This window comes from Pseudomonas sp. A0308 (assembly GCF_044218815.1).
Lineage (GTDB): Bacteria > Pseudomonadota > Gammaproteobacteria > Pseudomonadales > Pseudomonadaceae > Aquipseudomonas > Aquipseudomonas iridis.
This window is the reverse complement of the sequence record NZ_CP162581.1, coordinates 6,315,548-6,341,494: the sequence shown is the minus strand read 5'-3', so window position 1 is coordinate 6,341,494 and position 25,947 is coordinate 6,315,548. Positions and strand designations below refer to the sequence as shown.

General features: G+C 59.3%; 25 protein-coding genes and 1 pseudogene. 18 read left to right on the top strand and 8 right to left on the bottom strand.

The features are described 5' to 3' along the window. Positions 1–250: 250 nt before the first annotated feature. A complete protein-coding gene (locus tag AB4P92_RS29415) occupies positions 251–547 on the bottom strand; it encodes a hypothetical protein (RefSeq protein WP_042559308.1) in 297 nt (98 codons plus the stop codon). A gap of 488 nt (positions 548–1,035) precedes the next feature. Here AB4P92_RS29415 and AB4P92_RS29410 point away from each other — a divergent pair, with 488 nt between their 5' ends. Further along, positions 1,036–1,305, top strand: a complete 270-nt coding sequence (locus AB4P92_RS29410) for a DUF2790 domain-containing protein (protein ID WP_395598641.1) — start codon at positions 1,036–1,038, stop codon at positions 1,303–1,305. Between the two features lie 89 nt (positions 1,306–1,394). After that, positions 1,395–1,793, top strand: a complete 399-nt coding sequence (locus tag AB4P92_RS29405; protein WP_261735800.1) for a hypothetical protein — start codon at positions 1,395–1,397, stop codon at positions 1,791–1,793. Here AB4P92_RS29405 and AB4P92_RS29400 read toward each other — a convergent pair. Beyond that, the gene (locus AB4P92_RS29400; protein ID WP_042559311.1) at positions 1,790–2,059 is read right to left on the bottom strand and encodes a DUF1652 domain-containing protein; all 270 of its coding nucleotides are present in this window, start codon (positions 2,057–2,059) and stop codon (positions 1,790–1,792) included. The genes AB4P92_RS29405 and AB4P92_RS29400 overlap by 4 nt on opposite strands. 371 nt (positions 2,060–2,430) lie before the next feature. Between AB4P92_RS29400 and eco the strand changes: the two genes are divergently transcribed. Beyond that, complete coding sequence (eco, locus tag AB4P92_RS29395; protein ID WP_395598640.1) at positions 2,431–2,916, top strand: serine protease inhibitor ecotin; 486 nt, start codon at positions 2,431–2,433, stop codon at positions 2,914–2,916. Positions 2,917–2,937: 21 nt separating this feature from the next. Next, positions 2,938–3,243: an NIPSNAP family protein gene (locus tag AB4P92_RS29390; RefSeq protein ID WP_042559313.1), complete on the top strand. Its 306-nt coding sequence runs from the start codon at positions 2,938–2,940 to the stop codon at positions 3,241–3,243. A 30-nt stretch (positions 3,244–3,273) separates the two neighbouring features. Here AB4P92_RS29390 and ilvA read toward each other — a convergent pair. Continuing rightward, positions 3,274–4,257: pseudogene (gene ilvA, locus AB4P92_RS29385) on the bottom strand (threonine ammonia-lyase, biosynthetic); the annotation flags it as partial. 358 nt (positions 4,258–4,615) lie between these two features. Here ilvA and AB4P92_RS29380 point away from each other — a divergent pair. The 5 genes from AB4P92_RS29380 to pncA all read left to right on the top strand — a co-directional run bounded on the left by AB4P92_RS29380 (position 4,616) and on the right by pncA (position 7,322). Beyond that, positions 4,616–4,951: a DUF2834 domain-containing protein gene (locus AB4P92_RS29380; RefSeq protein ID WP_395598639.1), complete on the top strand. Its 336-nt coding sequence runs from the start codon at positions 4,616–4,618 to the stop codon at positions 4,949–4,951. A 181-nt stretch (positions 4,952–5,132) separates the two neighbouring features. Then, the gene (locus AB4P92_RS29375) at positions 5,133–5,360 is read left to right on the top strand and encodes a hypothetical protein (RefSeq protein WP_395598638.1); all 228 of its coding nucleotides are present in this window, start codon (positions 5,133–5,135) and stop codon (positions 5,358–5,360) included. Positions 5,361–5,369: 9 nt separating this feature from the next. Further along, a complete protein-coding gene (locus AB4P92_RS29370) occupies positions 5,370–5,888 on the top strand; it encodes a sigma-70 family RNA polymerase sigma factor (protein ID WP_390896370.1) in 519 nt (172 codons plus the stop codon). After that, the gene (locus AB4P92_RS29365) at positions 5,888–6,646 is read left to right on the top strand and encodes an anti-sigma factor family protein (RefSeq protein ID WP_395598637.1); all 759 of its coding nucleotides are present in this window, start codon (positions 5,888–5,890) and stop codon (positions 6,644–6,646) included. Before AB4P92_RS29370 ends, AB4P92_RS29365 begins: the two co-directional genes overlap by 1 nt. Positions 6,647–6,695: 49 nt before the next feature. Continuing rightward, positions 6,696–7,322, top strand: coding sequence for a bifunctional nicotinamidase/pyrazinamidase (gene pncA, locus AB4P92_RS29360; RefSeq protein WP_395598636.1), 627 nt, complete (start codon positions 6,696–6,698; stop codon positions 7,320–7,322). Between the two features lie 118 nt (positions 7,323–7,440). On the opposite strand, the gene AB4P92_RS29355 is transcribed toward pncA, so the two are convergent. Both AB4P92_RS29355 and AB4P92_RS29350 read right to left on the bottom strand, forming a co-directional pair. Then, positions 7,441–8,742, bottom strand: coding sequence for an ATP-binding protein (locus AB4P92_RS29355; protein ID WP_261735795.1), 1,302 nt, complete (start codon positions 8,740–8,742; stop codon positions 7,441–7,443). Between the two features lie 4 nt (positions 8,743–8,746). Then, positions 8,747–9,448, bottom strand: a complete 702-nt coding sequence (locus AB4P92_RS29350) for a response regulator (protein ID WP_395598635.1) — start codon at positions 9,446–9,448, stop codon at positions 8,747–8,749. A gap of 263 nt (positions 9,449–9,711) precedes the next feature. Here AB4P92_RS29350 and AB4P92_RS29345 point away from each other — a divergent pair, with 263 nt between their 5' ends. From AB4P92_RS29345 to AB4P92_RS29310, 8 genes are all read left to right on the top strand, one after another. Further along, on the top strand, positions 9,712–10,869 hold the full coding sequence (locus tag AB4P92_RS29345) for an efflux RND transporter periplasmic adaptor subunit (protein WP_395598634.1): 1,158 nt from the start codon (positions 9,712–9,714) through the stop codon (positions 10,867–10,869). 15 nt (positions 10,870–10,884) lie between these two features. Then, the gene (locus AB4P92_RS29340) at positions 10,885–13,986 is read left to right on the top strand and encodes an efflux RND transporter permease subunit (RefSeq protein ID WP_115146911.1); all 3,102 of its coding nucleotides are present in this window, start codon (positions 10,885–10,887) and stop codon (positions 13,984–13,986) included. Between the two features lie 142 nt (positions 13,987–14,128). Further along, complete coding sequence (locus AB4P92_RS29335; protein ID WP_042559322.1) at positions 14,129–14,770, top strand: DUF1345 domain-containing protein; 642 nt, start codon at positions 14,129–14,131, stop codon at positions 14,768–14,770. Positions 14,771–14,933: 163 nt separating this feature from the next. Next, positions 14,934–15,962 carry a LacI family DNA-binding transcriptional regulator gene (locus tag AB4P92_RS29330; RefSeq protein WP_395598633.1) on the top strand — a complete coding sequence of 343 codons (1,029 nt, stop codon included), beginning with the start codon at positions 14,934–14,936 and terminating at the stop codon, positions 15,960–15,962. 157 nt (positions 15,963–16,119) lie between these two features. After that, the gene (locus AB4P92_RS29325) at positions 16,120–16,902 is read left to right on the top strand and encodes an AP endonuclease (protein ID WP_200615204.1); all 783 of its coding nucleotides are present in this window, start codon (positions 16,120–16,122) and stop codon (positions 16,900–16,902) included. Next, positions 16,895–17,938 (top strand): sugar kinase, encoded by a 1,044-nt coding sequence (locus AB4P92_RS29320; protein WP_395598632.1) that lies wholly within the window; start codon positions 16,895–16,897, stop codon positions 17,936–17,938. The genes AB4P92_RS29325 and AB4P92_RS29320 overlap by 8 nt, the downstream gene beginning before the upstream one ends. A 59-nt stretch (positions 17,939–17,997) precedes the next feature. Then, the gene (locus tag AB4P92_RS29315) at positions 17,998–19,296 is read left to right on the top strand and encodes an MFS transporter (protein ID WP_042559329.1); all 1,299 of its coding nucleotides are present in this window, start codon (positions 17,998–18,000) and stop codon (positions 19,294–19,296) included. A gap of 13 nt (positions 19,297–19,309) precedes the next feature. Further along, complete coding sequence (locus AB4P92_RS29310; RefSeq protein WP_395598631.1) at positions 19,310–20,287, top strand: 2-hydroxyacid dehydrogenase; 978 nt, start codon at positions 19,310–19,312, stop codon at positions 20,285–20,287. Between the two features lie 142 nt (positions 20,288–20,429). On the opposite strand, the gene AB4P92_RS29305 is transcribed toward AB4P92_RS29310, so the two are convergent. Continuing rightward, positions 20,430–21,617, bottom strand: a complete 1,188-nt coding sequence (locus AB4P92_RS29305) for a pyridoxal phosphate-dependent aminotransferase (RefSeq protein WP_395598630.1) — start codon at positions 21,615–21,617, stop codon at positions 20,430–20,432. A gap of 221 nt (positions 21,618–21,838) precedes the next feature. Between AB4P92_RS29305 and AB4P92_RS29300 the strand changes: the two genes are divergently transcribed. After that, positions 21,839–22,576, top strand: coding sequence for a hypothetical protein (locus AB4P92_RS29300; RefSeq protein WP_261735789.1), 738 nt, complete (start codon positions 21,839–21,841; stop codon positions 22,574–22,576). Between the two features lie 67 nt (positions 22,577–22,643). Here the strand turns inward: AB4P92_RS29300 and AB4P92_RS29295 are convergent, their stop codons facing one another. Both AB4P92_RS29295 and AB4P92_RS29290 read right to left on the bottom strand, forming a co-directional pair. After that, complete coding sequence (locus AB4P92_RS29295; protein WP_395598629.1) at positions 22,644–24,269, bottom strand: methyl-accepting chemotaxis protein; 1,626 nt, start codon at positions 24,267–24,269, stop codon at positions 22,644–22,646. Positions 24,270–24,580: 311 nt separating this feature from the next. Continuing rightward, positions 24,581–25,720, bottom strand: coding sequence for a glycerate kinase (locus AB4P92_RS29290; protein ID WP_395598628.1), 1,140 nt, complete (start codon positions 25,718–25,720; stop codon positions 24,581–24,583). Between the last annotated feature and the right edge of the window lie 227 nt (positions 25,721–25,947).

The following is a 25,947-nucleotide window of genomic DNA, read 5'->3' as shown; positions in this document are numbered from 1 at the left end:
TGCGTTAACAGGGAAAGATTGGCAGTAAACAAACATCAACGGGTTTTACTAAAGCCCATTACCACTACAGCAAAATAGATCACATGGTGTACCCAAACGATCTGGTGGAATATGCAAGAAACCAGCGCCAAACAAGGGCTAATTAGAAGCGAGTTCTCGCCCTGAGGACCTGGCGTTGGCTATTCTGCTTTGCTCAAGCGATTTGATGGGGAGCCCCGCCTGACTCCCTGTTAAAAATTGCTGTTGAGTGTCAGGCCGGCGCTTTCCAGTTCAACATCTGCTGCTGCGCAACCTGCAGTAAATCATTGCCGTCCTGAACCAGCAGGTACAACGCATGCGTAATGTGCGGAATGTCCTCGACATCGGCGTGTTTGAAACAGAGGCAATGCAGGGTTTCGAGCAGATCGGCCGAGGCGCGGACGCGCTGGACGGCGGCTTCGAGGATGTCTTTGGGATTGGCTTCGGTGTCGATGAGCAGCGTTGGGCTTTCGGTAACGTTGCTGTTGAGGGCGAGGTAGCGGTTTTGGAGCGGTTTGATAATTGGCATTTTGAATACTCGATGTTTTCGAATTTAACCGCCAATACCGTGACCAAACAGTGGAGGCGGCCGCGTGCAGGCTTGGTCAACCGAGACAACACCAAACTCAGCTCGCCCGAAGGCGTCCTGCACGCAACCACCATAACAATGCTCTGCAAGGACATAGATGTCCGCAGGGCAAATGATGGCACATCTGCATTGGTGTGGTGCTCAGGTGACCAAACCCGAATCGCTGATTTTGCAGCGACACCGAACCATACCCGCCCCACTCCAGCTGCCGAAAGCAGACAAGGCATCTGTCCTTGTAGGAATCCGCACTCCCTCCCGCGGAAATCGCCCCGCTCCCTGACAGCCGGCATTCAACTCGGTTAACCATCGCTTAACGTCGTGGTCAAAAACTCTACTGAACCGCACGCCCTCAGCCTCTCGCTGGCGCCCAGTGCGGCAGGTTCGGCTGCATCGCGCCGAACTCTCATCCGTCGTACGGGAGTCGCACCATGAACATTCGCACGTTAATGCTCACCACCGCCCTCGCCTCTACCGCGTTCGCCGGGCTGGCCCAGGCCAATGACACGTCCACCTCGTCCAGCGCCGTTCCCTATCATTACGGTATGCCGCTGCATGTGGCGAAAGTGGTGTCGCTCACCGAGCCGCCAACGATGGATTGCAAGGTGATCACTGCCAACATGAAGTACATCAATAACAACGGGCAGCCTCAGGAAATCAGCTACCGGAAATTGTCTGACGCGTGCAGTTATCAGAACTGACAGAAAAGTCTGATTTGTGGCGTTGCAGTAGGCTTGGAGGGTTCCCGGGGTTATGCTCGGGGCCCGCCTCACTGCCGCAAGGATTCGCCATGCAGTTGTCGTTTCGCACGTTGTCGAGCTTCACGTCTTTGTTGTGTTTTCTCCTGGCGATCGTCTGGGGATTTTTGCCGGATATGTTGTTGGCGATCTGGAGCATCGAGTCTTCCGGGGTCGCGGGTTTTGTTGCGCGGCGCAGTGCGGTGTTGTTCGCGGCGCTGGGACTGATGTTTTATCTGGCGCGCAAGGCACCGCCGTCGCTTGGGCGTAATGCGCTGAGCAACGGGTTTATCGTAGGTTGTTTTGGTTTGGCAGTGCTGGGTTTTGCTGAATGGCTGAACGGCCATGCCGGCCCCGGGATTCTGCTCGCGGTGCTGGTCGAGTTCGCGCTGGGCCTTGGATTTTTGCAGGCCCGGCGCGTGACGGTAGAACTGGGTGAAACGGTGCGTTAAATGGCTCTGGATCGTGGACTGTACTGCTGCGGCAATGCTTTTTGCGCAAGTTCCGAACGCAGCCCGGCGATCAGGTCGTTGATTTCACGACAGCCATTGAGGTGGCTGGCATCGATGTCACTAACGAGCAGATCGACCTGATCGGTCTTGTGATCGCCAAAAACCTTGACGGTCATCGACAAGTCCGGCGACAGCGTGCATTGGCAACGTTTAGGCAGAAAGCTGCTTTCAATGATGTTGCGTAGTTCCAAGGCAGAAAGAAACATGGTGAACCTCTCCTTATTGATGAGACTGCCAATCAACTCTTCACGTTGACCGTTTTTGCTGCCCCTGCGCGGGTGTGTCCCCGCTGACTCCTTGGGTGTAGCAAACGGTGATACGGCGAAATGCCTCTTGGAGTGTAGGCGTCCGAACCCGGTACGCTGCACCAAATAGACGCATAAAGCATGCCTCTCATCAGATCGTTTTGACCCTAGTGAAATCAAGCACTTGCCAACAGGGCCAGCATTGAGCCAGTTGCAAATTGCATGAATCGCCTATTGAGGCACTGCAAATTGCATGTCGATGGCGGTTTGCATTCAGCGTCGGTGACAGTAAGAATGGCGCTCAACCACACTACACCTGCAAGGAGGCTTTTATGGGTTCTTTCCAAGCTTACGCGACCGTCGGCCTGATGATCGCCAGCCTGTCCAGCCTCGCCCAAGCGGCCAAACTGGAAGATGTCGCGCCATATCCCAAGGCAGAGACCGGCTTCAGCCGACAGGTCATTCATCTTCCCAAGCAGGACAAGGAAGAGAATTTCCAGGTCGAAATTCTCGCGGGCAAAACCCTTGAAGTGGACTGCAATCTTCAACGCCTCGGCGGGATGCTGGACGAGAAGAACCTCGAAGGCTGGGGTTACCCGTTCTACCGACTGGAAACAGTGATCGGCCCGATGAGCACGATGATGGCCTGCCCATCCGGCTCGCAGAAAAAACGCGCGTTCGTACCTGTCGTCGGCGACGGCTTCATGCTGCGCTACAACAGCAAGCTGCCGGTGGTGGTCTACGCTCCGTCGGACGTCGAAGTGCGTTATCGCATCTGGTCCGCCTCGGACAAAGTCGGCACTGCCCTTCAGGAATGACCTGAGCAAGGAGCGTCATCGGTGATTACCTGCCACGTCAGATACGTGATCGACCCTTATCAATTGACCGAGTTTGAGGCGTATGCCAAGGCCTGGCTCGGCATTGTCGAGCGACTGGGCGGCACCCATCACGGCTACTTCTTGCCGTCCGAGGGTGCGAGCAATATCGCCTACTGCCTGTTCAGTTTTCCGTCGCTGGCGGATTACGAAAGCTACCGGCATATCGCGATGACCGACCCAGAGAGCACCGCGCTGGTGGAATCACTGGTCGAGAAGAAATTCATTATCAGTTACGAGCGCAGCTTCCTGCGCCCACTGCTGTCCTGACCACCATTACGCCGGCAAGCCGCATGCCGCGGCGCGCTCGGCGACGTGGCGCAGGCTGTCGAAATTGATGTTGGCGCCTGAGTCGATCGCCACGAAGGTCTGATCCCGCACACCACTTCGCCTCACGTATTGCTTGATCCCCGCCACCGCCAACGCGCCGGAAGGCTCGGTGATCGAGCGCGTATCGTCGTAGATATTCTTGATCGCCGCGCAGAGTTCGTCGTTGCTGACGGTGATGACTTCATCTACGCAAAAGCGACACACTTCAAACCCGTACTCTCCGATCTGCGCCACGGCCACGCCGTCGGCGAAGGTGCCTACGCTGGGTAAAACCACCCGTTGCCCCGCGTGCAGCGCAGCTTTCAGGCACGCCGAATGCTCTGATTCGACGCCGATGATGCGCACTTCCGGGCGAAGGTATTTGACGTAAGCCGCGATGCCGGCGATCAAACCGCCACCGCCCACCGGGATGAAGATTGCGTCCAGTGCGCCTTGATGCTGACGAAGGATTTCCATCGCAACCGTGCCTTGTCCGGCGATGACGTCCGGGTCATCGAAGGGTGAAACGAAGGTGCGGCCTGACTGCTCGGACATTTGCAGTGCGTGGGCCAGGGCGAACGGGAAGCTCTCGCCGTGCAGCAGCGCTTCGGCACCGCGACTTCGCACGCCCAGTACTTTGAGTTCGGGCGTGGTCGACGGCATGACGATGGTCGCCGCGATGCCCAGTTCACGCGCTGCCAGTGCCACGCCTTGCGCGTGATTGCCGGCCGACGCGGTGATCACGCCACGTGCCTTCTGCTCGTCGCTCAGTTGCACCAACTTGTTGTAGGCACCGCGGATCTTGAAGGAGAACGTGGGTTGCAGGTCTTCGCGCTTCAGCAGGATGCGATTGCCGAGCGCTTCGGACAATGCCGGCGCGGCCTGCAATGGCGTGCGCACAGCAATGTCATACACCGGCGCGGCAAGGATCTTTTTTACGTAGTGCTCAAGCAGGGCTTGCTGGTCGTTCATCATCGTCTCCTGACTCACCCCACCCTGTAGCTGCCGAAGGCTGCGATCTTTTGATCTTGTCCTTGATTCTATAAACCAAAGTCAAAAATTCGCAGCGTGCCGCAGCTCCTGCAGGGGTCGGTGTTCGTGGTTAAAACCCGGGAGACAGAAAATGAAAACCCGCCTCTAGGGCGGGTTGGGTGCTGCAGTCGTGAGCTAGCCCGCCAAATGAGGAATGGCGGTAATAATGCTTGGCTGGCAACGCAACACAGTGGAAGTCATGAGCTGAAAATTAGCCCGAGCGCTAATGGCAAGTCAATGGCCAATTTCCGGCACAAACGATAGGCTGGCGATTCTCCTCATCACTTCAAGGAATGAACGCATGATGTCTATCGCCCTGCCCCTCACGGCTTTGCTCGCATTTACCGGCTACACCGTTTCGGTGATGCTCCAGGCCGAGCAGTCGTTGATCGATTTCGGCATCAGCCTGATGTCGCGGCCAGATACCGCGCAAGTGGTGATTGATCTGTATCTGCTGGCAACGCTGGCCGGGGTCTGGATGGTCAGGGATGCCCGCTCGCGTGGGCAGACGGTTTGGTCGGTGGTGCCTTATTTGTTGCTGACGGCGGTTTTTGTGTCGATCGGGCCGTTGTTCTATCTGGTAGTTCGCGGGGTGAGGGATCGGAAGAACATGATCATTACGCGTCAACCGAGCTGATCCGGAGGACTTGTTGCTGCTGAATGAGCCTTCGCGAGCAGGCTCGTTCCCACCGTGGATTTTGCCAGACGCCATATTCCTTGAATTTACCTGCGCCCTGAACAGTCACTGTCTATGCAATGAAGAAAATTTCGCTCTGTGCTTTTCAAACACAGACATGTCCCTTCGTGGAGCCTTGCCCATGACTATCCGATCCGTTATGTTCGCCGCCCCGTGGCTACTGGCCGCCGCCCTGTCCAGCCCAATGGTCATGGCCAGTGGCGATGAAAAGAATCCCGTGCAGAAACCCGAGTGTCCAAAAGGCCAGGTCTGGGACAGCAAGACCCAGAAATGCGCTCTGCTCACCAGCGGCGTTTTGCCGAGTGCCAACGTACTGACATCGATTCATCAAGCACCTGAACACCCATAAACGGAGTCCATCATCAGCGATCAGGCATTCAGAGCAGAACTGGCACAGCACCTCGCACGACTGTGGCGCTACGGTCTGCTGCTGTCGCGCAATCGGCATGTGGCCGAGGATCTCGTGCAGACAACGTGTGTGCGTGCACTGGAGCGTGCTGCGCAATACGTCGCGGGGACGCGCATAGATCTCTGGTTGCTGAGCATTCTGCATTCGACCTGGCTCAATGAAGTACGCGCCCGTCGTGTGCGTCAGGGTGGTGGACAGACCGATGGGCAAATGATGCTCGACGGCGAATACGTGGCGCAAACACACGTCATGGCGGCGCAGGTGATCCGCCGCGTCGATGCGCTGCCCGAAACCCAGCGCGAAACGGTGTATCTGGCCTATGTCGAGGGCCTGTCGTATCGCGACGTCGCCGAGATCCTGCAAGTACCGATCGCTACGGTGATGAGTCGTCTGGCCACCGCCCGCCTGAAACTCGCCGAGTATCCGCCGCTGCAAGCGGTCCCGAAAACCACCGAAGGGGATCGCTGATGAATGCACCTTCGGATGAGCAACTGGTGGCGTATCTGGACGGCGAAGTCGCCGAGGATTATCGCCGCCAACTCGACGCGGCCATCGCCGATGATCCGCTGCTGAACCTGCGCGTGCAGTGGCTGAATCGCAGCAGCCTGCCGTACAGGGCCGCTTACGATGAACTGGCGCAACAGGCACCGCTCGATCGCCTGCAAGCACGACTCGATGCCATCCCTTCGCCAGAAAACCCGGGACTGAGTCGGCGCTGGTTTGTCGGCGCTGCCGCCGCAACATTGATCGCCGGTGGCGTACTCGCCGACCGCTTGTTTCTCGGCTGGCAGGCGCAACAAACGCATGAGTGGCGAGGCTTGGTCGGCGACTATATGGCGCTGTATGGACCGCAGACGCTCGACCACTTGCCTGCCGACGAAGCCACACAACGCGCGCAGTTGCGCACGGTCGATGCGCGAATGGGCCTGAGTCTTTCGCCTGCCGTGTTGAAACTGCCGGGCGCCGAATTCAAACGCGCACAGATGCTTGAATATGACGGTGTGCCGATTGCGCAGATCGTTTATCTGGATGCCAGGCACCGGCCATTAGCGCTGTGCGTCACCCGCTCGAACAGCGGCAGCCGGCCGCTGGAGCATGAAAGTCGGCATGGTATGAATGTGGTGTATTGGACCGAGCGCGAGCATGCCTGGATGCTGATCGGCCATGACGCCCCGGCGGTACTGGCAGACAAGGCAAAATTGTTGAAAAGCCGCATAAGTGCATGACCCAGACTGCTCTATGCTGAGCGAGTGATTTTCCGAGGATGATTCACCGATGCCCATTTCGTCTCGTGCTGCTTTACTGGTGATCGACGTTCAGAACGACTTCATTCCCGGCGGCCAATTGCCGGTGCCTGAAGGCGATCATATTGTGCCGTTGATCAACCGCCTCGCGCGCCAGTTCAAACAGGTCGTTATTGCCCAGGACTGGCATCCAGCCGGCCATGCGTCGTTCGCTTCCAGTCACCCCGGCCACCAACCCTACGATGTCATCCAGTTGCCTTACGGCGAGCAGACCCTGTGGCCCGAGCATTGTGTGCAAGCCACACCCGGCGCCGAGCTCCACCCGGAACTCGACCTGCCGCACGCCCAATTGATCATTCGCAAGGGCTGCAATCCTGACATTGACAGTTATTCGGCGTTTCTGGAGGCAGACCGTCGCACGACCACGGGACTGTCCGGCTATCTGAAGGAGCGCGGCATAGACACGGTTTACATGGTCGGTCTGGCGCTGGATTTCTGCGTAATGTACTCGGCGCTGGACGCTCGGGCGGCGGGGTTCAATGCGTTTGTAGTGCTGGATGCTTGCCGGGCGATCGACATTAATGGATCGCTGGCAGCGGCGATCGACCGGATGCAGGGCGCTGGCGTTGGACTGATTCAATCGACCGAGCTGACCTGAACAACGCGCCCCCTGTAGGAGCTGCGGCACGCTGCGATCTTTTGATCTTGATCCTTAAAAAACAAGATCAAAAGATCGCAGCCTCTTTTACTCGACAGCTCCTACAGGGACTTGAGTTTCAGGCAGCTGTCGGCAACCACAAACGGAATCGCGCCCCACCCAAAGGCGAAGACTCGACCGTCAACGTCCCGCCTTGAGCTTCCAGGGCCCTGCGACTGATTGCCAATCCCAACCCAAACCCGCCCGTGGCCCGATCCCGGCTGCGATCCAGTCGATAAAACGGCTCGAAAATCCGCTCTCGCTCATCGTCAGGAATACCGATGCCGTCGTCATCCACCCAGATTTCGCAACCCTCAGCGTTAACCTGTACGCCAATCTGAATGCGTTTCTCGCAGTAGCGCATGGCGTTGCGCACCAGGTTCTGAATCGCTCGGGCGGTCAACCGCGGGTCGAGCGAAAAACGTTCGAGCTGGCCGTGCAACAGCACGTCGATGACGATTTCCGGCGACTCCAGCTCTTCGTCGACGCTGCCCAGGATGCTGTCGATGAACTCATCGAGCGACACTTCGACCTGTTCAGGTGAGTGCGCCGGATTTTGCAAGCGGCTGTAGGACAGCAGTTCCAGCACCAACTCATCCAGCTCACGAATGTGCGCAACCAATCCCTGCAAGCGTTCGCGGCTTGCTGCTGGCAGGTCGTCGGACAGTGCCAGTGCCAGGCCGAAATCCAGGCGCGTCAACGGCGTACGCAATTCGTGGGACACCGCATTGAGGAGGTCGCGCTGCTGATTAAGCAGGTTTTCGATATCGCCGGCCATGGTGTCGAACACCACCGCAAGGCCGCCGATGTTGGAGCTTGAAGCGATTTTCGTGCGTTCGCTCAAATGGCCTTTACCGAAGCGTTCGGCAGTGCTTTTGAGGCGCTCCAGATCGCGCCAGTGCGGGCGCAACCATATCAACAGGCAGGCAAGGAGCGTCGCGCCGATCAATACGTTGATGCTCCAGTACAGCAGATCGACGTCCATCGGATCCGGCGGCACGATCATTTGCACCGCCATGCTGTCGTTTAGCGGCGCTACCGCGAGGGTGCGCCAGCCCCAGTCACCGATGCGCACCACGTTCTCGCCGCGCCGCAGCCGTTCACGCTCAATGTCGGTAAATTCAGCGTCATCGATAGGCGCCAGCACGATATTCAAAGGCTGGAAGTCCTTGTCCATCGACGCCGCCAGCGCAGGCCATTGATCTTGCGGCACCGCTCGGAACTGCTTGGCGATCAGCGATTGCAGACCACGGGAATAATCCAGGTTGTAGGTGACGAAACGATCCCGGAAGGCCATGACCACCAGGTCTGGCACCAGATAGATGGCGGCGCTGTACGACACAATCGTCACCAGATACAGACGGAACAGGATGCGGAACATCAGATCAGCATTCCCACTCGGAACGGCTGAACAGATAACCCTTGCCCCACACGGTCTTGATCTTGCGCGCCTCACCGGCGTGGTCATCGAACTTGCGCCGCAACTTGGAAATCGCCACATCCACCGAGCGGTCGGTGCCGTTGAACTCTATGCCGCGCAGGCGTTGCAGAATCTGGTCGCGGCTGAGCACTTCGCCGGCGTGTCGGGCCAGCAGCACCAGCAAGTTGTACTCACCGCTGGACAGTTCCACCGGCTGATCGCGCCAGGTCACGGTGCGTTCGGACAAGTCGATACACAGATTACCCATGATGATGCGGTCGTTGGCCGTCAACGGCTCTCCGAGACTGCTGCGCCGTAACAGGGTCCGCACCCGCGCCAGCAACACCCGCGGCTCGCAGGGTTTGGTGACGTAGTCGTCGGCGCCCATTTCCAGGCCGAGTACTTGGTCGTGGCTGTCATCACGGGCGGTGAGCATCAGGATCGGCAGCGTCGCTGAATCGGCGCGCAGCAGACGGCAGACTTGCAGCCCGTCGAGCCCCGGCAGCATCAGATCGAGGATAACCAGGTCCGGCGGATTGACCCTCGCCCGTTCACGCACATGGTCACCCCGACCAATGACGCTGACGGAATAACCGTTGCGTTCCAGGTAGCTGGAAATCAGTTCGGCGAGGGCGGTGTCGTCTTCGACCAGGAGGATATTGGGCATGGGTGATCCAGAAAGTGCTGTGGCGACCGAGCAACCGCATTCGCGAGCAGGCTCGCTCCCACAAGTGAATGCATTCCAAGTGTAGGAGCGAGCCTGCTCGCGAATGCTTTAAATGTCGCAATAAATTTCAATGGCTTAAGGATATACGCCCTCACCCGTCCCTGAGTAAAACCCTTACACAATTTCACACAGCGCCTACAAAGCTTCACCGCTACTCTCGCCAACTGCCCGTAGGATGCGGGCATCAATATTGGGGGTGGTAAATGTCGAACAAACTGCTGGCCGGGCTCGGCCTGATCGCCGTGGCGCTGACGCTGAGCGCCTGTGACTCTTCTTCGAAGGCCGAAGACCAGGCACCGCCAGCAACCGTGCGCATCGAAACCATCGAAGCGCGCCCACTGTCGATCAGCAGCGAACTCAGCGGCCGGATCGCTGCACCGCGGATTGCCGAAGTCCGTGCCCGTGTGCCCGGCGTCGTACTGCAACGTAACTTTCGCGAAGGCAGCGACGTGAAGAAAGGCGATGTGCTGTTCCGCATCGACCCGGCGCCGTTCAAGGCTGACCTGGACAGCGCCGAAGCGGCGTTGCGCAAGGCCGAGGCCAATGCGTTTCAGGCGAAGCTGCAGGAGCAACGCTACGCCCAGTTGATCGACGACAAAGCCATCAGCGCTCAGGATTATGACAACGCCCGCGCCAATACCCGGCAAACGGCCGCTGACGTCGCCGGCAACAAGGCTGCGGTGGAGCGGGCCAGATTGAACCTGGGTTACGCCACTGTCACCGCGCCGATTTCCGGTCGTATCGGCCGCGCGCTGGTCACCGAAGGCGCGCTGGTCGGGCAGAACGAAACCACGCCACTGGCGCTGATTCAGCAACTCAATCCGATCTACGCCGACCTCACCCAGTCGACCCGCGAACTCAACGAACTGCGCAGGGCATTCCGCTCCGGACAATTGCAGGAAGTCGGTCAGGATCAGGTCAAAGCGACTCTAATTCAGGATGACGGCAGCCTGTATCCGTTGCCGGGCAAACTACTGTTCAGCGACATCACCGTCGACCCGGGCACCGGCCAGATCATTTTGCGCAGCGAGTTCCCCAATCCCGATCTCGACCTGCTGCCCGGAAGCTTCATTCGCGTGCGCCTGCAGCAGGCGACTATCCAGAACGGCATCACCGTGCCGCAACGCGCCGTGCAACGTGACAGCGCAGGCATCGCGCAAGTGTTGACCGTCGATGAGCAAATGCGTGTAGCCGAGCAAACGGTGCAACTGGGCGCCGTGCAAAACAATCGCTGGATCGTCACCGGTGGCCTCAAGCCCGGCGACCGCATCGTTACTGAAGGCCTGCAACACGCCCGCCCCGGTGACAAGGTGCAGATTGACGACACCCCTCTTCCACTTGCCCAGACCTCTGGTCAGTAAGCAGGACGCTTTTATATGCCGCAGTTCTTTATCGATCGCCCCGTATTTGCCTGGGTGGTCGCCTTGTTCATCCTGTTGGCCGGTGCGCTGGCCATCCCGCAATTGCCGGTGGCGCAATACCCCGACGTCGCGCCGCCACAGATCGAAATCTATGCCGTGTACCCCGGCGCCTCGGCGCAAACCGTCGATGAAAGCGTGGTCAGCCTGATCGAGGAAGAGCTTAACGGCGCGGATCACCTGCTTTATTTCGAATCGCAGAGCAGTCTGGGCAGCGCCACGATCAAAGCGACTTTCCAGCCGGGCACCAACCCGGAACTGGCGCAGGTCGACGTGCAAAACCGTCTGAAAGTGGTCGAGTCGCGCTTGCCGCAAGCCGTGAACCAGCAGGGTTTGCAGGTGGAGAAAGTCTCCTCGGGTTTCCTCTTGCTGATCAGCCTGACGTCCAACGACGGCAAGCTCGATGACGTTGCGCTCAGTGATTATCTGGCACGCAACGTGATGAACGAAATCAAGCGTCTGGACGGCGTCGGCAAGGCTCAGTTGTACGGTGCCGAGCGTGCCATGCGTATCTGGATCGACCCGCAAAAACTCATCGGTTTCAACCTGACCCCGGCTGACGTCAACGCCGCCATTGTGGCGCAGAACGCTCAGGTGTCGGCAGGCAGCATCGGTGACTTGCCCGGCCCGTCAACACAGGAAATCACTGCAACAATTTTGGTCAAAGGCCAGTTGTCGACGCCGCAGGAGTTCGCCGACATCGTGCTCAAGGCCAACCCGGACGGATCCACTGTGCGTATCGGTGATGTGGCGCGGGTCGAGATCGGCAGTCAGGACTATCAGTTCGGCACACGCCTCAACGGCAAGCCGTCCACCGCTGTCGGCGTGCAATTGTCGCCGGGAGCCAACGCGCTGAGCACCGCAACGCTGGTGCGGGCGAAGATGGATGAGCTGGCGCGCTACTTCCCGGCCGGCGTGGAATACAAGATCCCGTACGACACTTCGCCCTTCGTCAAAGTCTCGATCACCAAAGTGATCTACACCCTCGGCGAGGCGATGCTGCTGGTGTTTGCGGTGATGTTCCTGTTTCTGCAGAACGTGCGCTACACGCTGATTCCGACACTGGTGGTGCCAGTGGCGCTGATGGGCACGTTTGCAACCATGCTGGCGCTGGGTTTCTCGATCAACGTGCTGACCATGTTCGGTATGGTATTGGCCATTGGCATTCTGGTGGACGACGCCATTGTCGTGGTGGAAAACGTCGAACGGATCATGGCCACCGAGGGCTTGTCGCCTAAGGAGGCCACGCGCAAAGCGATGACGCAGATCACCGGTGCCATCATCGGCATCACTCTGGTGCTGGTGGCGGTATTCATCCCGATGGCGTTCATGCAGGGTTCGGTCGGGGTGATCTATCAGCAGTTTTCGCTGTCGATGGCGACGTCCATTCTGTTCTCCGCATTCCTCGCCCTGACGCTGACGCCAGCGCTGTGCGCGACACTGCTCAAGCCAATCGCCAAGGGCGAGCATCACGAGAAGTCCGGATTCTTCGGTTGGTTCAACCGCCGTTTCGAGCAACTGACCGTGCGTTATCAGGGCTGGGTCGGTTATGCGCTGAAACGCACCGGGCGATACCTGCTGATTTATGGCGTGTTGCTGGTGGGCCTGGGGATTTGCTTCATGCGTCTGCCCTCCTCGTTCCTGCCGGTCGAGGATCAGGGTTACACCATCACCGATATCCAGCTGCCGCCCGGCGCAACCAAGAACCGCACGGTGCAAGTGGCCGAACAGCTTGAAGCGCATAACGCCGGTGAGCCTGGTATCAGCGACAGCGTGGTGATTCTCGGTTTCAGCTTCTCCGGTAGCGGACAGAACGCGGCACTGGCGTTCTCGACACTCAAGGATTGGTCGCAACGCGACAGCGAAGATTCGGCCAGTTCGATTGCCGACCGCGCCAACATCGCCCTGAGCCAGATCAAGGACGCCATGGCGTTCTCGGTTCTGCCGCCGCCCGTGGACGGTCTCGGCACGTCCAGCGGTTTCGAGTTCCGTTTGCAGGATCGCGGTGGCCTCGGTCATGCAACGTTAATGCAAGCGCGCACGGAACTGCTGGCAGCCGCGGAGGAAAGTCCGGTCCTGATGAATGTGCGTGAAAGCGCACTGGCCGAGGCGCCGCAAGTGCAACTCGAAGTGGATCGCAAGCAGGCCAATGCCTTGGGGGTGTCGTTCGCCGACATCGGCAACGTGCTGTCTACTGCTGTGGGCTCGGCCTATATCAATGATTTCCCCAATCAGGGACGTATGCAGCGCGTGGTGGTGCAGGCTGAAGGCGATCAACGCAGTCAGGTCGATGATCTGCTGAAAATGCACGTGCGCAACAATGCCGGAAAAATGGTTCCGCTGTCGGCATTCGTCCAGGCCAACTGGATTCAAGGGCCGGCGCAACTGACCCGCTATAACGGTTATCCGGCGATTGCGATCTCCGGCGAACCGTCTCCCGGCCACAGCACCGGCGAGGCCATGGCCGAGATTGAACGTCTTGTCGCACAGGGGCCGAAGGGTCTGGGGCAAGAATGGACCGGCCTGTCGTTGCAAGAGCGCTTGTCCGGCAGTCAGGCACCGATTCTGCTCGGCCTGTCGTTGCTGATCGTGTTCCTGTGTCTGGCGGCGCTGTATGAGAGCTGGTCGATTCCGACCTCGGTGTTGCTGGTGGTGCCGTTGGGGGTACTCGGTGCGGTGCTGGCAGTGACGCTGCGCGGAATGCCCAACGACGTGTTCTTCAAGGTCGGGTTGATCACCATCATCGGTCTGTCGGCGAAGAATGCGATCCTGATCATCGAGTTTGCCAAGAGCCTGTACGACGAAGGTCACGACCTGATCGATGCAACGTTGCAAGCCGCCCGCCTGCGCCTGCGTCCGATCGTGATGACGTCGCTGGCCTTCATCCTCGGCGTGGTTCCGCTGGCGATTGCCACCGGCGCCAGTTCGGCGAGCCAGCAAGCGATCGGTACAGGGGTTATCGGCGGGATGATCACCGCAACGTTGGCAGTGATCTTCGTTCCGGTATTCTTCGTCGTCGTCATGAAGCTCGTAAAACGATTCACAAAACCCCACGTGTAAACATGTAGGAGCTGCCGAAGGCTGCGATCTTTTGATTTTTTTCTTAAAACACAAGATCAAAAGATCGCAGCCTTCGGCAGCTCCTACAAAAGCCACATGGCGTGCGCTATGGTGCAGGGATCGACCACCAAAGTGAGTCCCCATGCGCTTGCTCGCCCGCACCCACCCTCGCCTTTCCGCAGCTGCCCTGCTCGGCCTCGCCGTGGGCCTGATTTCCCCCGTCGACTCCATCGTCAGCAAAATCCTCTACGGCTGGAACGCCGGCGTATGGACTTACCTGATCCTGATGCTCTGGCTGACCGCGCGCTCCAAGGCCCCGGACGTGAGGCGCATCGCTGAAGTCGAAGATGAAAATGCCGGCCTGGTGTTGTTCGTGGTGTGCATCGCCGCGCTGGCAAGCCTCGCTACCATTACCTTCGAACTGGCCGGCAGCAAGGATCTGGACACCACTCACAAACTGATGCACTACGGCTTCACCGCCCTGACGGTGATTGGTTCGTGGCTGCTGATCGGGGTGATTTTCTCTGTGCACTATGCACGCCTGTTTTACACCTGGGACGGTAAGGAACCCGCACTGCGTTTCGCCGAAGGGCTGACCACGCCCAACTACTGGGACTTCCTCTACTTCTCTTTCACCATCGGCGTGGCGGTGCAAACTGCCGACGTCGGCGTGGCGACGCGGGACATTCGCAAAATCGTCCTCGCACAGTCGTTGATCGGTTTCGTGTTCAACACGGCAATTCTCGGATTCTCCATCAACATCGCCGCAGGCTTATTCGGCTGACGGGTACAAGGGCGGCCTGCTTTGCAGCGCCGCCCGTCTGGACCTGACGACTATCAGACGATCCTTCACTTGACGGACGATTGGATTCTGTTGTTTCCTGAAACCGGTTTCAGCGCTACACCAGCGACTGAACCTGATAAATCCAATAATAAGGTTTCAGACCGTGAACGACTTCTCCGCCGCCCAGCGCAGCCGCGTCACCATGCTTGATGTCGCCGAGCGCGCAGGCGTATCCAAGGCCAGCGTCTCGCGTTTCATCGGCGACGACCGCGCCCTGCTTTCCGATGCAATCGCCTTGCGCATCGAACAGGCTATCGATGAACTCGGCTATCGCCCAAACCAGATGGCCCGTGGCCTCAAGCGCGGGCGCACACGCCTGATCGGCATGCTGGTGGCCGATATCCGCAACCCTTATTCAATTGCCGTGATGCACGGGGTGGAAACCGCCTGCCGTGCGCACGGCTACAGCCTGGTGGTGTGCAACACCGACCGCGATGACGAGCAGGAGCGCCAGCATCTGGCGCTATTGCGCTCGTACAACATCGAAGGGCTGATCGTGAACACCCTCGGCCATCACCGCGACGAGTTGCACGAACTGCGCCGCGAGATGCCGCTGGTGCTGGTGGATCGCAAGGTCGACGGGCTCGACAGCGACATGATCGGGCTGAACAATCCGCAGGCAGTGGAAATGGCCCTCGCCCACCTGGAACAACGTGGTTATCGCGACGTGTTGTTGGTGACTGAACCCTATGACGGCACCAGTTCGCGGATCGAACGAGTCAGCAGTTTTCAGGCGCAGATAAAGCAGCGCTCTGGATTGAATGGGGCGGTGGTGGAAACCGGCGACGATCTCGCGACGCATCTTCAAACCTTTTTACACAAACCTGATCTCGGCCCGAAAGCGCTGTTTTGTGCCAATGGCGTGGCGGCGCTGGCCGCCACTCATGCGTTGCGCAAGATCGGTTCGCGGCTGTTCGAGGATATCGGCTTGATTGCCCTGGATGATCTGGATTGGTATCCGCTGGTGGGCAGCGGGATTACTGCGCTTGCGCAGCCAACGGAAGCGATTGGCGCACGAGCATTCGAGTGTTTGCTCAAGCGTTTGCGTGGGGATGATGAGGCGGCGCGGGTGGTGGATTTTGCGCCGGTGTTGGTCGTACGAGGTTCCACCCTGGGGTTTTGCAGTGATTGATCGGGCCTCATCGCTGGCAAGCCAGCTCCCACTATGTCCGTGTCGCTCACTAAACCTGTGGGTCCTGGCTTGCCAGCGATGAGGCGCTCGAAAGCAACACAGCACTGACTGATATTTTTTTGAACAAAAATGAAACCGGTTTCAGAGGTCAACAACAATGAATAAACCTGCCGTTTCCATCAGCCTGTCCAGCTACGGCGCCGAGCTAGTGCGCCAACGCGGGCAGGACTTTTTTATCGACGTGCTGGCCGCTGCCGGGGCCGATCGTATCGAGTGGCGCGAAGAGTTGCTGACTCGCGAGAACCCCGCACAGTTGAGCGCAGCCGCTCAGGCACTGGGCCTGCAAAGCATCTATTCCTCGCCGACCGAGTTGTGGCTGGCCGGCCAGGCGCGCCCCAATCCTGAACTGATCACGGCCCTGCAACACGCCGAGGCGTTCGGTTCGAAATGGCTGAAAGTCTCCCTCGGCTACTTCACCGACAATTGCGATCTGACGGTTTTGCAGCAACTGCTCGGCAACAGCCCGGTGCACCTGCTGGTGGAAAACGACCAGACGCTGCACGGCGGGCGGATCGAGGCGTTCCAACGCTTCTTTAATGCTGTTGAGCAGCACAACTTGCCGATCAAAATGACCTTCGATATCGGCAATTGGCAGTGGCAGGACCAATCCGCTGCCAACGCCGCTCGCCTGCTCGGTCGGCACGTGGGCTATGTGCATTGCAAAGCCGTGGCCCGGCGCGCCGACGGCAAGTTGGTAGCAGTGCCGCCCGCCGTCAGCGACCTGCATCTGTGGGAGCAACTGCTGCGGCACATGGACCAAGGCGTTATGCGCGCCGCCGAATATCCGTTGCAGGGCGATGACCTGGTGGAGTTGACCACCGAACACGTCGCCACCCTCGCCCGCCTCGGCCAATCCCGCCTGGAGCCAGCTCATGTCTGAGATCGATATTCTGTCGTTCGGCGAAACCATGGCGATGCTGGTGGCCGAGCAAAGCGGGGACCTGGCAAAGGTCGAGCACTTCCACAAGCGCATTGCCGGCGCCGACAGCAACGTGGCGATCGGCCTCTCGCGGCTGGGTTTCAACGTCGCGTGGCTGAGTCGGGTGGGCAATGATTCGCTCGGCCGTTTTGTCGTCGACACCTTGGCGCGCGAGGGGCTGCATTGCAGCCAGGTTGAAGTCTGCAAAACGCATCCAACCGGGTTTCAGTTCAAGTCCCGTTGCGACGATGGCAGCGACCCGCAAGTCGAGTACTTCCGTCGTGGCTCGGCGGCCAGTCATCTGTCGCCGCAATCGATCACGCCCGAACTGCTGAACGCTCGGCATCTGCACGCCACCGGCATTCCTCCCGCGCTGTCCGGTACGGCGCGGGAAATGTCATTCGAACTGATGACGCGCATGCGCAATGCCGGGCGCAGCGTGTCGTTCGACCCCAACCTGCGCCCGAGCCTGTGGGCCAGCGAGCGCGAGATGATCGGCGAGATCAACCGCCTCGCCGCCCTCGCCCATTGGGTGCTGCCGGGCTTGAGCGAAGGGCGTTTGCTCACCGGGTTTGAAGACCCGGCAGATATCGCTGCGTTTTATCTCGATCAGGGCGCCGAAGCGGTGGCGATCAAGCTCGGGCCGCAGGGTGCCTATTACCGCACGCAGCTGGATCAGGGCTTTGTTGCAGGGGTGCCGGTGACCCATGTCGTCGATACGGTTGGCGCGGGTGACGGGTTTGCGGTGGGCATGATCAGCGCCCTGCTGGAGCACCAGAGTTTTGCCGAGGCCGTGCGGCGCGCGAACTGGATTGGCAGTCGGGCGGTACAGAGTCGCGGGGATATGGAGGGGTTGCCGACCCGGGCTGAACTCACTGTTGAATTCATGGACCCCATCGCTGGCAAGCCAGCTCCCACAGGGTCCTGTGGTGTTGCCACTGTTTTTGAAACACCACAAACCATTGTGGGAGCTGGCTTGCCAGCGATGAGGACCTGACAGTCAACCGATTAACCAAACCTGCTGCGACAAAAACAACAAGCTCAGGAGTCACACCCATGAAAACTGCAACCCTCGCCGCCCGCCGCTGGTGGTACATCATGCCCATCGTTTTCATCACTTACAGCCTGGCGTATCTCGATCGCGCCAACTACGGTTTCGCTGCGGCGTCCGGCATGGCCGAAGACTTGATGATCACGCCGGGCCTGTCCTCATTGCTCGGTGCACTGTTTTTCCTGGGCTACTTTTTCTTCCAGGTACCCGGCGCGATCTACGCGCAAAAACACAGCGTGAAGAAACTGATTTTCGTCAGCCTGATCCTTTGGGGCGGGCTCGCGACGTTGACCGGCGTGGTCAGCAACGCCTATTGGCTGATCGTCATCCGCTTCATGCTCGGCGTGGTCGAAGCGGCGGTGATGCCGGCGATGCTGGTTTATCTGTGCCACTGGTTCACCCGCGCCGAACGCTCGCGGGCCAACACCTTTCTGATCCTCGGCAACCCGGTGACCATGCTGTGGATGTCGGTGGTGTCGGGTTATCTGGTGCAGCATTTCAGCTGGCGCTGGATGTTTATCATTGAAGGTTTGCCGGCGGTGCTCTGGGCGTTTATCTGGTGGAAACTGGCCGATGATCGTCCGGCCCAGGCCAAGTGGCTCAGCGACCAGGAAAAACACGATCTGGAAAGCGCCTTGGCCGCCGAACAGGTCGGCATCAAAGCGGTGAAGAACTACGCCGAGGCGTTCCGTTCACCAAAGGTGATCATTCTGGCCTTGCAGTTTTTCTGCTGGAGCATCGGCGTCTACGGCTTTGTATTGTGGCTGCCGTCGATCCTCAAGGCTGGCGCGCAAATGGACATGATCGAGGCTGGCTGGCTGTCATCGCTGCCGTATCTGGCGGCAGTGATCGGTATGCTGGTGGTGTCGTGGGGCTCGGACAAACTGCAAAAACGCAAACGCTTCGTCTGGCCGCCGCTGTTGATTGCTTCCATTGCGTTCTACGGTTCCTACGCGCTCGGTGCGGAACATTTCTGGTGGTCGTACACGCTGCTGGTGATCGCTGGCGCCTGCATGTACGCACCTTACGGGCCGTTCTTCGCGATCGTGCCCGAGATTCTTCCGGCCAACGTCGCCGGTGGCGCGATGGCGCTGATCAACAGCATGGGCGCGCTCGGTTCGTTCGGCGGCTCGTACCTGGTGGGTTACCTGAACAGCTCGACCGGTTCGCCCGGTTCTTCGTACCTGCTGATGAGCGGTGCATTGCTGCTGTCGGTGGTGCTGACGATTTTCCTCAAGCCCGGCGCCAGTGATCGCGTCGTGGCCAAAGCCGTCGCCACGCCTGCCGTGCCGGCTCACTCCTGAAGAGATCTTTGCCATGAAAAAACAGGTTGTCCTGTACAAGAAACTATCGCCCGCGCTCATGGTGCGCCTGCAAGATCAGTTTGATGTGACGCTGATCGAAAGCCTCGATGCCGACGGCCTCATGCAACTGCGTGATGCCCTGCCCCGCGCCCATGGCTTGCTGGGCGCCAGCCTGAAACTCGACGCCACATTGCTCGATCTGGCGCCACAGCTGGAGGCCATTGCCAGTGTGTCGGTGGGCGTCGACAACTACGACATCGATTACCTGACCCGCCGCAAGATTCTGCTGACCAACACCCCGGACGTGCTGACCGAAACCACCGCCGACACCGGTTTCGCCCTGATCCTTGCCGCCGCCCGGCGCGTGGTCGAGCTGGCGAACATGGTGCGCAGCGGTCAGTGGCAGCGCAACCTCGGCCCGGCGCATTTTGGCACCGATGTGCATGGAAAGACGCTGGGGATCATCGGCATGGGCCGCATTGGCGAGGCGCTGGCGCAGCGTGGTCATTTCGGATTTGGCATGCCGGTGATTTATCACAGCCAGTCGCGTAAACCGGCTGTCGAGGCGCGTTTTGATGCGCAGTACCGCAGCCTGGAAGATTTGCTCAAGCAGGCCGATTTCATCTGCCTGACCCTGCCTCTGACGGCGCAGACCGAGGGGTTGATCGGCGCCGGGCAATTTGCGTTGATGCGTCCGGAAAGCATCTTCATCAACATCTCGCGGGGTAAGGTTGTTGACGAAGCAGCGATGGTTGATGCACTGCGCCATCAACGGATTCGTGCGGCAGGTCTGGACGTGTTCGAGCGTGAGCCGTTGAATCAGGATTCGCCGTTGATGCTACTGGATAACGTGGTGGCAACCCCGCATATGGGCTCGGCGACGCACGAGACACGCGAGGCAATGGCGCGGTGTGCGGTGGAGAATTTGTTGGCGGCTTTGGGTGGTGAAAAGCCTTTGAATCTGGTGAACTCAGCGGCTTGGCAGGCTTAAGAACTTCGGTGCCTGAATGGGCCCCATCGCTGGCAAGCCAGCTCCCACAGGTTATGCGGTGTTCATCACATTTGTGAACGACACTAACCACTGTGGGAGCTGGCTTGCCAGCGATGAGGCCAGTACATCTGATGCCAAACGTTCAGGCACTGCGCGCCTGTAACAGCTGCGCCGCACACAGCGAAATCCGCGAACAGGCATCCGCCAGCCGCACCCGATCCACCACCAGCCCGATGCGAATATGCCCCGCGGCACTGGGCCCGAATGCCTCACCGGCCAGCACCGAGACGCCATACCCTTCCAGCAACCGCTCGGCAAATGCCTGCGCGCCGAGTCCGGTCTGGCGCACATCGACCATCACGAACATGCCGCCATCAGGGCGGACCGGATGCAGCCCCGGACAACCGTGCAAGCGCTCGCAGACCAGGTCGCGGCGCAGGCGATATTCCTCACGCATCTGCGTCACTTCCGGCAGGTCGGTCTCCAGCGCGACTTGCGCGGCTTTCTGCACGAAATCCGGCAGACCAAAAAGCATGCTCAACGACAGATTGACCAGATGCCCGGCCAACGATTTCGGCCCGATCGACCAGCCGACGCGCCAGCCGGTCATGGCATGGGATTTCGACAGACTGTTGATTGTCGCCGTGCGTTCGGCCATGCCCGGCAGGCTCGCCGGACTGATGTGCTGGCCTTCGTAGAGAAGTTCGCTATAGACCTCGTCGCTGATCAGCCACAAGTCATGACGCACGCACAGCGCGGCCAATTCCTGCCAGATCAGTAACGACAGGCTCGCACCGGATGGGTTGTTGGGACTGTTGAGCAGCATGGCGCGGGTTTTCGCCGTGATGCGCGCCGCGACATCGGCGGGATCGACGCGAAAGCCGTTTTCCGGGCGAACCGGCACCGGCACCACCGTCGCGCCACACGCACCGAAAACGGCTTCATAGGTGACGTACATCGGTTCGGCAATGATCACCTCGTCACCCGGATCAAGCAGGCATTGCGCCACCGAATACACGGCGCATTGCGCCCCGGGCATGACGATCACATGGTCGGCATCGACCACTTGGCCGCTGCTTCGCCGATGACGTTCGGCAATCAGCTTGCGCAGCGCCAAGCGGCCACGCACATCGGAATAGTGAGTATCGCCCGCCAGCAGACTGTCGATCGCGCCGTGGATGATCGGCAGCGGCGTATCGAAATCCGGATCCCCGACGCTCAGCAATAAAATATCGACACCCTGAGCGCGCAACTCCAGCGCCCGGTCGTGAATTTGCCAGGCCGCTGCGCCTTCGCCGGCGATTCGTTGGGTCAAGGCTGAATAGCGCATGCACGTCTCCTGATTGCGCAATGTCCAGCCTTCACCCTATCTCAATTCACAAAACGCGCCAGCGTCAAAAAGAATTAACTCAATTGAAAAAGACCTTCATCGTAATGCTTTTAACGAAGGGCCACACCTGTCAACTCTGACAGTAGCCCCTGCGCAAGTTTCCCCCCTTAAATTGACAGGCAAAACCCTTCCCATTGCGTACGTTATGAGCGAATAACCACATGTTAATTTCAGCTGAAGAAACACAATCCTTCAAACCTCCAGTCATCCACGGAGCCCTCCCCGACATTCCTGATGGACAGGCTAATCTTTTGCCCATCAGTCAGTTGGACCGCCCACTCAACATTACAATCGTGGAGGCCTTGATTGACCCTCCCATTCCACAAGGCCGGCGAGTTGATCTGCATACGAAAGTCGGTTTGAGAGGGAGCGTTTTAGCAACTGCGGCAATCCAGTCAGTGACTACGCCGATACAATTTCCTATTCCCAGCGTAATACCCCCGGATTATTTTATTACCGAAGGAATCTACGAAGTGCGCATTGTACTGGAGTATCTTGGAAGCCACTCGGAGTCGGATCCTGCCTTTTTCGAAGTAGACAAGACCGCCCCGAATTTTGGTAGTCCGGCCGCCCCGCCTGATCTTCCGGAAGAAGTGATCCGTGATGGCCTCACCTCCGACTATCTAGAAAAAAACCAAGACAAGGTCGTCATTGGAGTTGCGCCCTACTTCGGTCAGCGCCCAGGAGATGCCATTGAGCTTTATCTCGGCCGTTTCAACGAGCCTGTTTCAAGTACACAGGTCCTGAACTCAACCTCGGTTACACCTATCGAGTTGAAGGGGAGCGTTGTCCGTAACATAGGCAACGGCAATTGGCCGGTTTTTTTTACGCTAAAGGATCGCGCCGGCAATACAGGTCCGGTATCCAGAAGCCAATCCATCGACGTTAAACTGACCTGAATACCTTGTAACTACGAAAGGCGAAGCACACTTACTGCTTCGCCTTTTTTCTCCCAGAATCAGTCGCTCAAATCACAAACCGCGCCACCATGGCGTTCAAATCCACTGCCAGGCGCGACAGTTCGTGGGTCGCGGCGCTGGTCTGGTCGGCGCCTGCGGCCGATTGCGTGGCCAGGTCGCGGATGTTGACCAGATTGCGGTCAACTTCGCGCGACACCTGCGCCTGTTCTTCCGAAGCGCTGGCGATGACCAGGTTGCGTTCGTTGATCTGGTGGATCGACTGGGTGATCTGCTCCAGCGCAACGCCGGCGGCACGAGCCATTTCCAGGGTGGACTGGGTGCGCTGGTTGCTTTGTTGCATCGATGAAACTGCTTCGCCGGTGCCGTTCTGGATACCGGCGACCATTTTTTCAATCTCTTGCGTCGACTGCGCGGTGCGATGAGCCAGCGCGCGCACTTCGTCCGCCACTACCGCAAAACCGCGTCCGGCTTCACCGGCACGCGCTGCTTCGATGGCGGCGTTGAGCGCCAGCAGGTTGGTCTGTTCGGCGATAGCGCGGATCACGTCGAGCACCTTGCCAATGTCGCGACCCTGTGCGGCGAGGCCTTCGATCATGTGCGAGGTGTTTTGCACGTCGTGGGTCATGGTCTGGATCGCGTCGACAGTTTTCACCACTTGATCGCGACCTTCGCGGGCGGCGTGAGTCGACTGGTTCGACGCTTCGGAGGTCGACACGGCATTGCGCGCGACTTCCTCGACAGCGGCGGTCATCTCGTTGACGGCGGTGGCCGCCTGTTCGATTTCATTGTTCTGCTGTTGCAGGCCACGTGAGGCTTCTTCGGTCACGGCGCTGAGTTCTTCGGCAGCGGCACCCAGTTGCGTCGCGGACCCGGCGATCTGTTCGATGGTTTTGCGCAGGTTGGTTTGCATCGCTGCGAGGGCTTCGAGCAGGCGAGCCGGTTCGTCCTTGCCATCGACTTCGATGCGTTTGCTCAAGTTGCCGCCAGCAATGGTTCGCGCGGCTTCGACGGCGCGGTTCAGTGGGGTGACGATACTGCGGGTCAGCAGCCAGGCCAGCAGCACGGTCGCCAGCGCAGCAACGACGGAGACAATGATGATGCCGGTGATGGCGCTGTCGTAATACTTACCCGCCTGGATCGAAGCGGCTTTGGCGCCGGCAGCATTCATTGCGATCAGCTTGTTGAGCTGCTCGCCCATCTGGTCGGTGCCGTCCTTGATGCGCGTGTTGATCAAGGTGCGCATTTCGTCGAGTTTGTCCTGACGCGACAGCTCCATCATCTGGCTCTGCGCTTGCAGGTAGTTGTCCAGCGTCGTGACGAATGTCTGGTAAAGCGCGCGTTCTTCTGTGCCTGCGGGCAGCGCGGCATAGCTGGCTTGAGCATTGCGCACTTTGTCCACCAACACATTGATGCGAGTCTGCGCCTCCTGCAAACCGGTGGGCTCGCGATTGACCAGCACGCGGAACGACAGAATCCGCAGGCGCAGCACGTTTTCCGTCACCACGCTGAGTTGCGTCACGCTGGGCAACTGCGTTGAGTCCATGTCGATTGACGCCTGGCGAATGGTCGACATGCGATTGACGGCGAACACGCCAAGCACAATCACCAGCAAGGCGATGAAGGCAAAACCGAGGAAGGCACGGGGCGCGATATTGAGGTTACGCAAAGACATAGTTGGACTCTCGGAGGATAGAAACTACGAGCATCCATGCCGTGATCACCTGCCCGTGGAGGCGGGCTTCAGTGCGGCGTCACTGTTTTGGGATTTGTTGTGCGCGCCTGTTAGCTGTATCGGCCAGACTTGAGGAAGGATGTGGGTAGAGATGAACTATTTTTCAGGGTGTAACGGCAGTGAAACACCCGACCGCCCATGTCGACGGCGCATTATGTAGGAGCTGCCGAAGGCTGCGATCTTTTGCTCTTGGTTTTTAACCTCAAAATAAAAAGATCGCAGCCTTCGGCAGCTCTTGCAGTGCGAATGTCTCAGGGTTTTGCGGCCAGTTGCCACACACGGGCGATATCGGTAGCCCGTTCGCGCAGCAGTCGTGGTGCTTCGGCGCAGGCCTGTTCGAGCGTCATCGGACCACTGGTCACGGCGAAAGCGGCATCGATGCCATGGCCATAGAGTTCTTGATAACCGTCGCCCAGGGTTCCGGCGATTACGATCACCGGCACGGCATAGTGCTTGGCAATCCGCGCCACGCCGAACGGGGTTTTGCCGCGAAGCGTCTGTGCATCGAATCGCCCCTCGCCGGTAATCACCAGGTCCGCGCCCTTGACGGCTTCGGCCAGCCCGACCAGTTCGGCCACCACCTCCACACCGGCCTGAAACTGCGCGCCGAGAAATGCCTTGGCCGCAAAACCCAAGCCCCCCGCCGCGCCACTGCCCGGTTCATCGCGCACGTCCTTGCCCAGCACCTCGGCGCACAATTGCGCGAAATGACCGAGGGCCTGATCCAGTTGTTGCACCTGCGCTGGCGATGCCCCTTTCTGCGGGCCGAAGATCGCCGAGGCACCGTGCGGGCCGCAAAGTGGATTGTTGACGTCCGCTGCGATATCAAACCGCACCTGCGCCAGACGAGGATCAAGTTCAGTCAAATCCACACGCGCCAATTGCGCCAACGCCAATCCGCCCGGCACCAGCATTTGGCCTTGCGCGTCGAGCAACTTCACACCCAACGCCTGCATCGCCCCTGCCCCGCCATCGTTGGTGGCGCTGCCGCCAATCGCCAGGATCACCCGTTGCGCACCGGCATCGAGTGCGGCGCGAATCAGTTCGCCGGTGCCGAACGTGCTGCTGATGCATGCATCACGCTTGCCCGGCGGTACCAATTGCAAACCGCTGGCTTCGGCCATTTCAATGATTGCCGTGTGGTTGTGCGGCAACCACCCCCACGCGGCATCAACCGCCGTGCCCAACGGGCCACGCACAGTAGTGCGGCGCAACTCGCCTTCGCACGCCGCCAGAATCGACTCGACCGTGCCTTCGCCACCGTCAGCCATCGGGCATTTGACCAGCGTGGCGTGCGGCCAGACTTGCGCCAGGCCCAGCGCAATGGCCTCGGCAACGCCTTGGGCACTCAGGCTGTCCTTGAACGAATCGGGGGCGATGACGATCTTCATGTGAATTCTCCAGTTCCAATGCCCCTCATGCTGCCAGTCGGCATGCGCATTGACGCCTGTCTGCTGCACAAGTGGCGCAGGCGTTTATTGTTCATTTCTACAAAAGGTCTTGGTGTTGATGCTGAATGTTCCGGCGCCATCGCTGGCAAGCCATCTCCCACAGGTTTTAGGGGTGTTCACAATATCTGTAGTCACCGAAGCCCCTGTGGGAGCTGGCTTGACAGCGA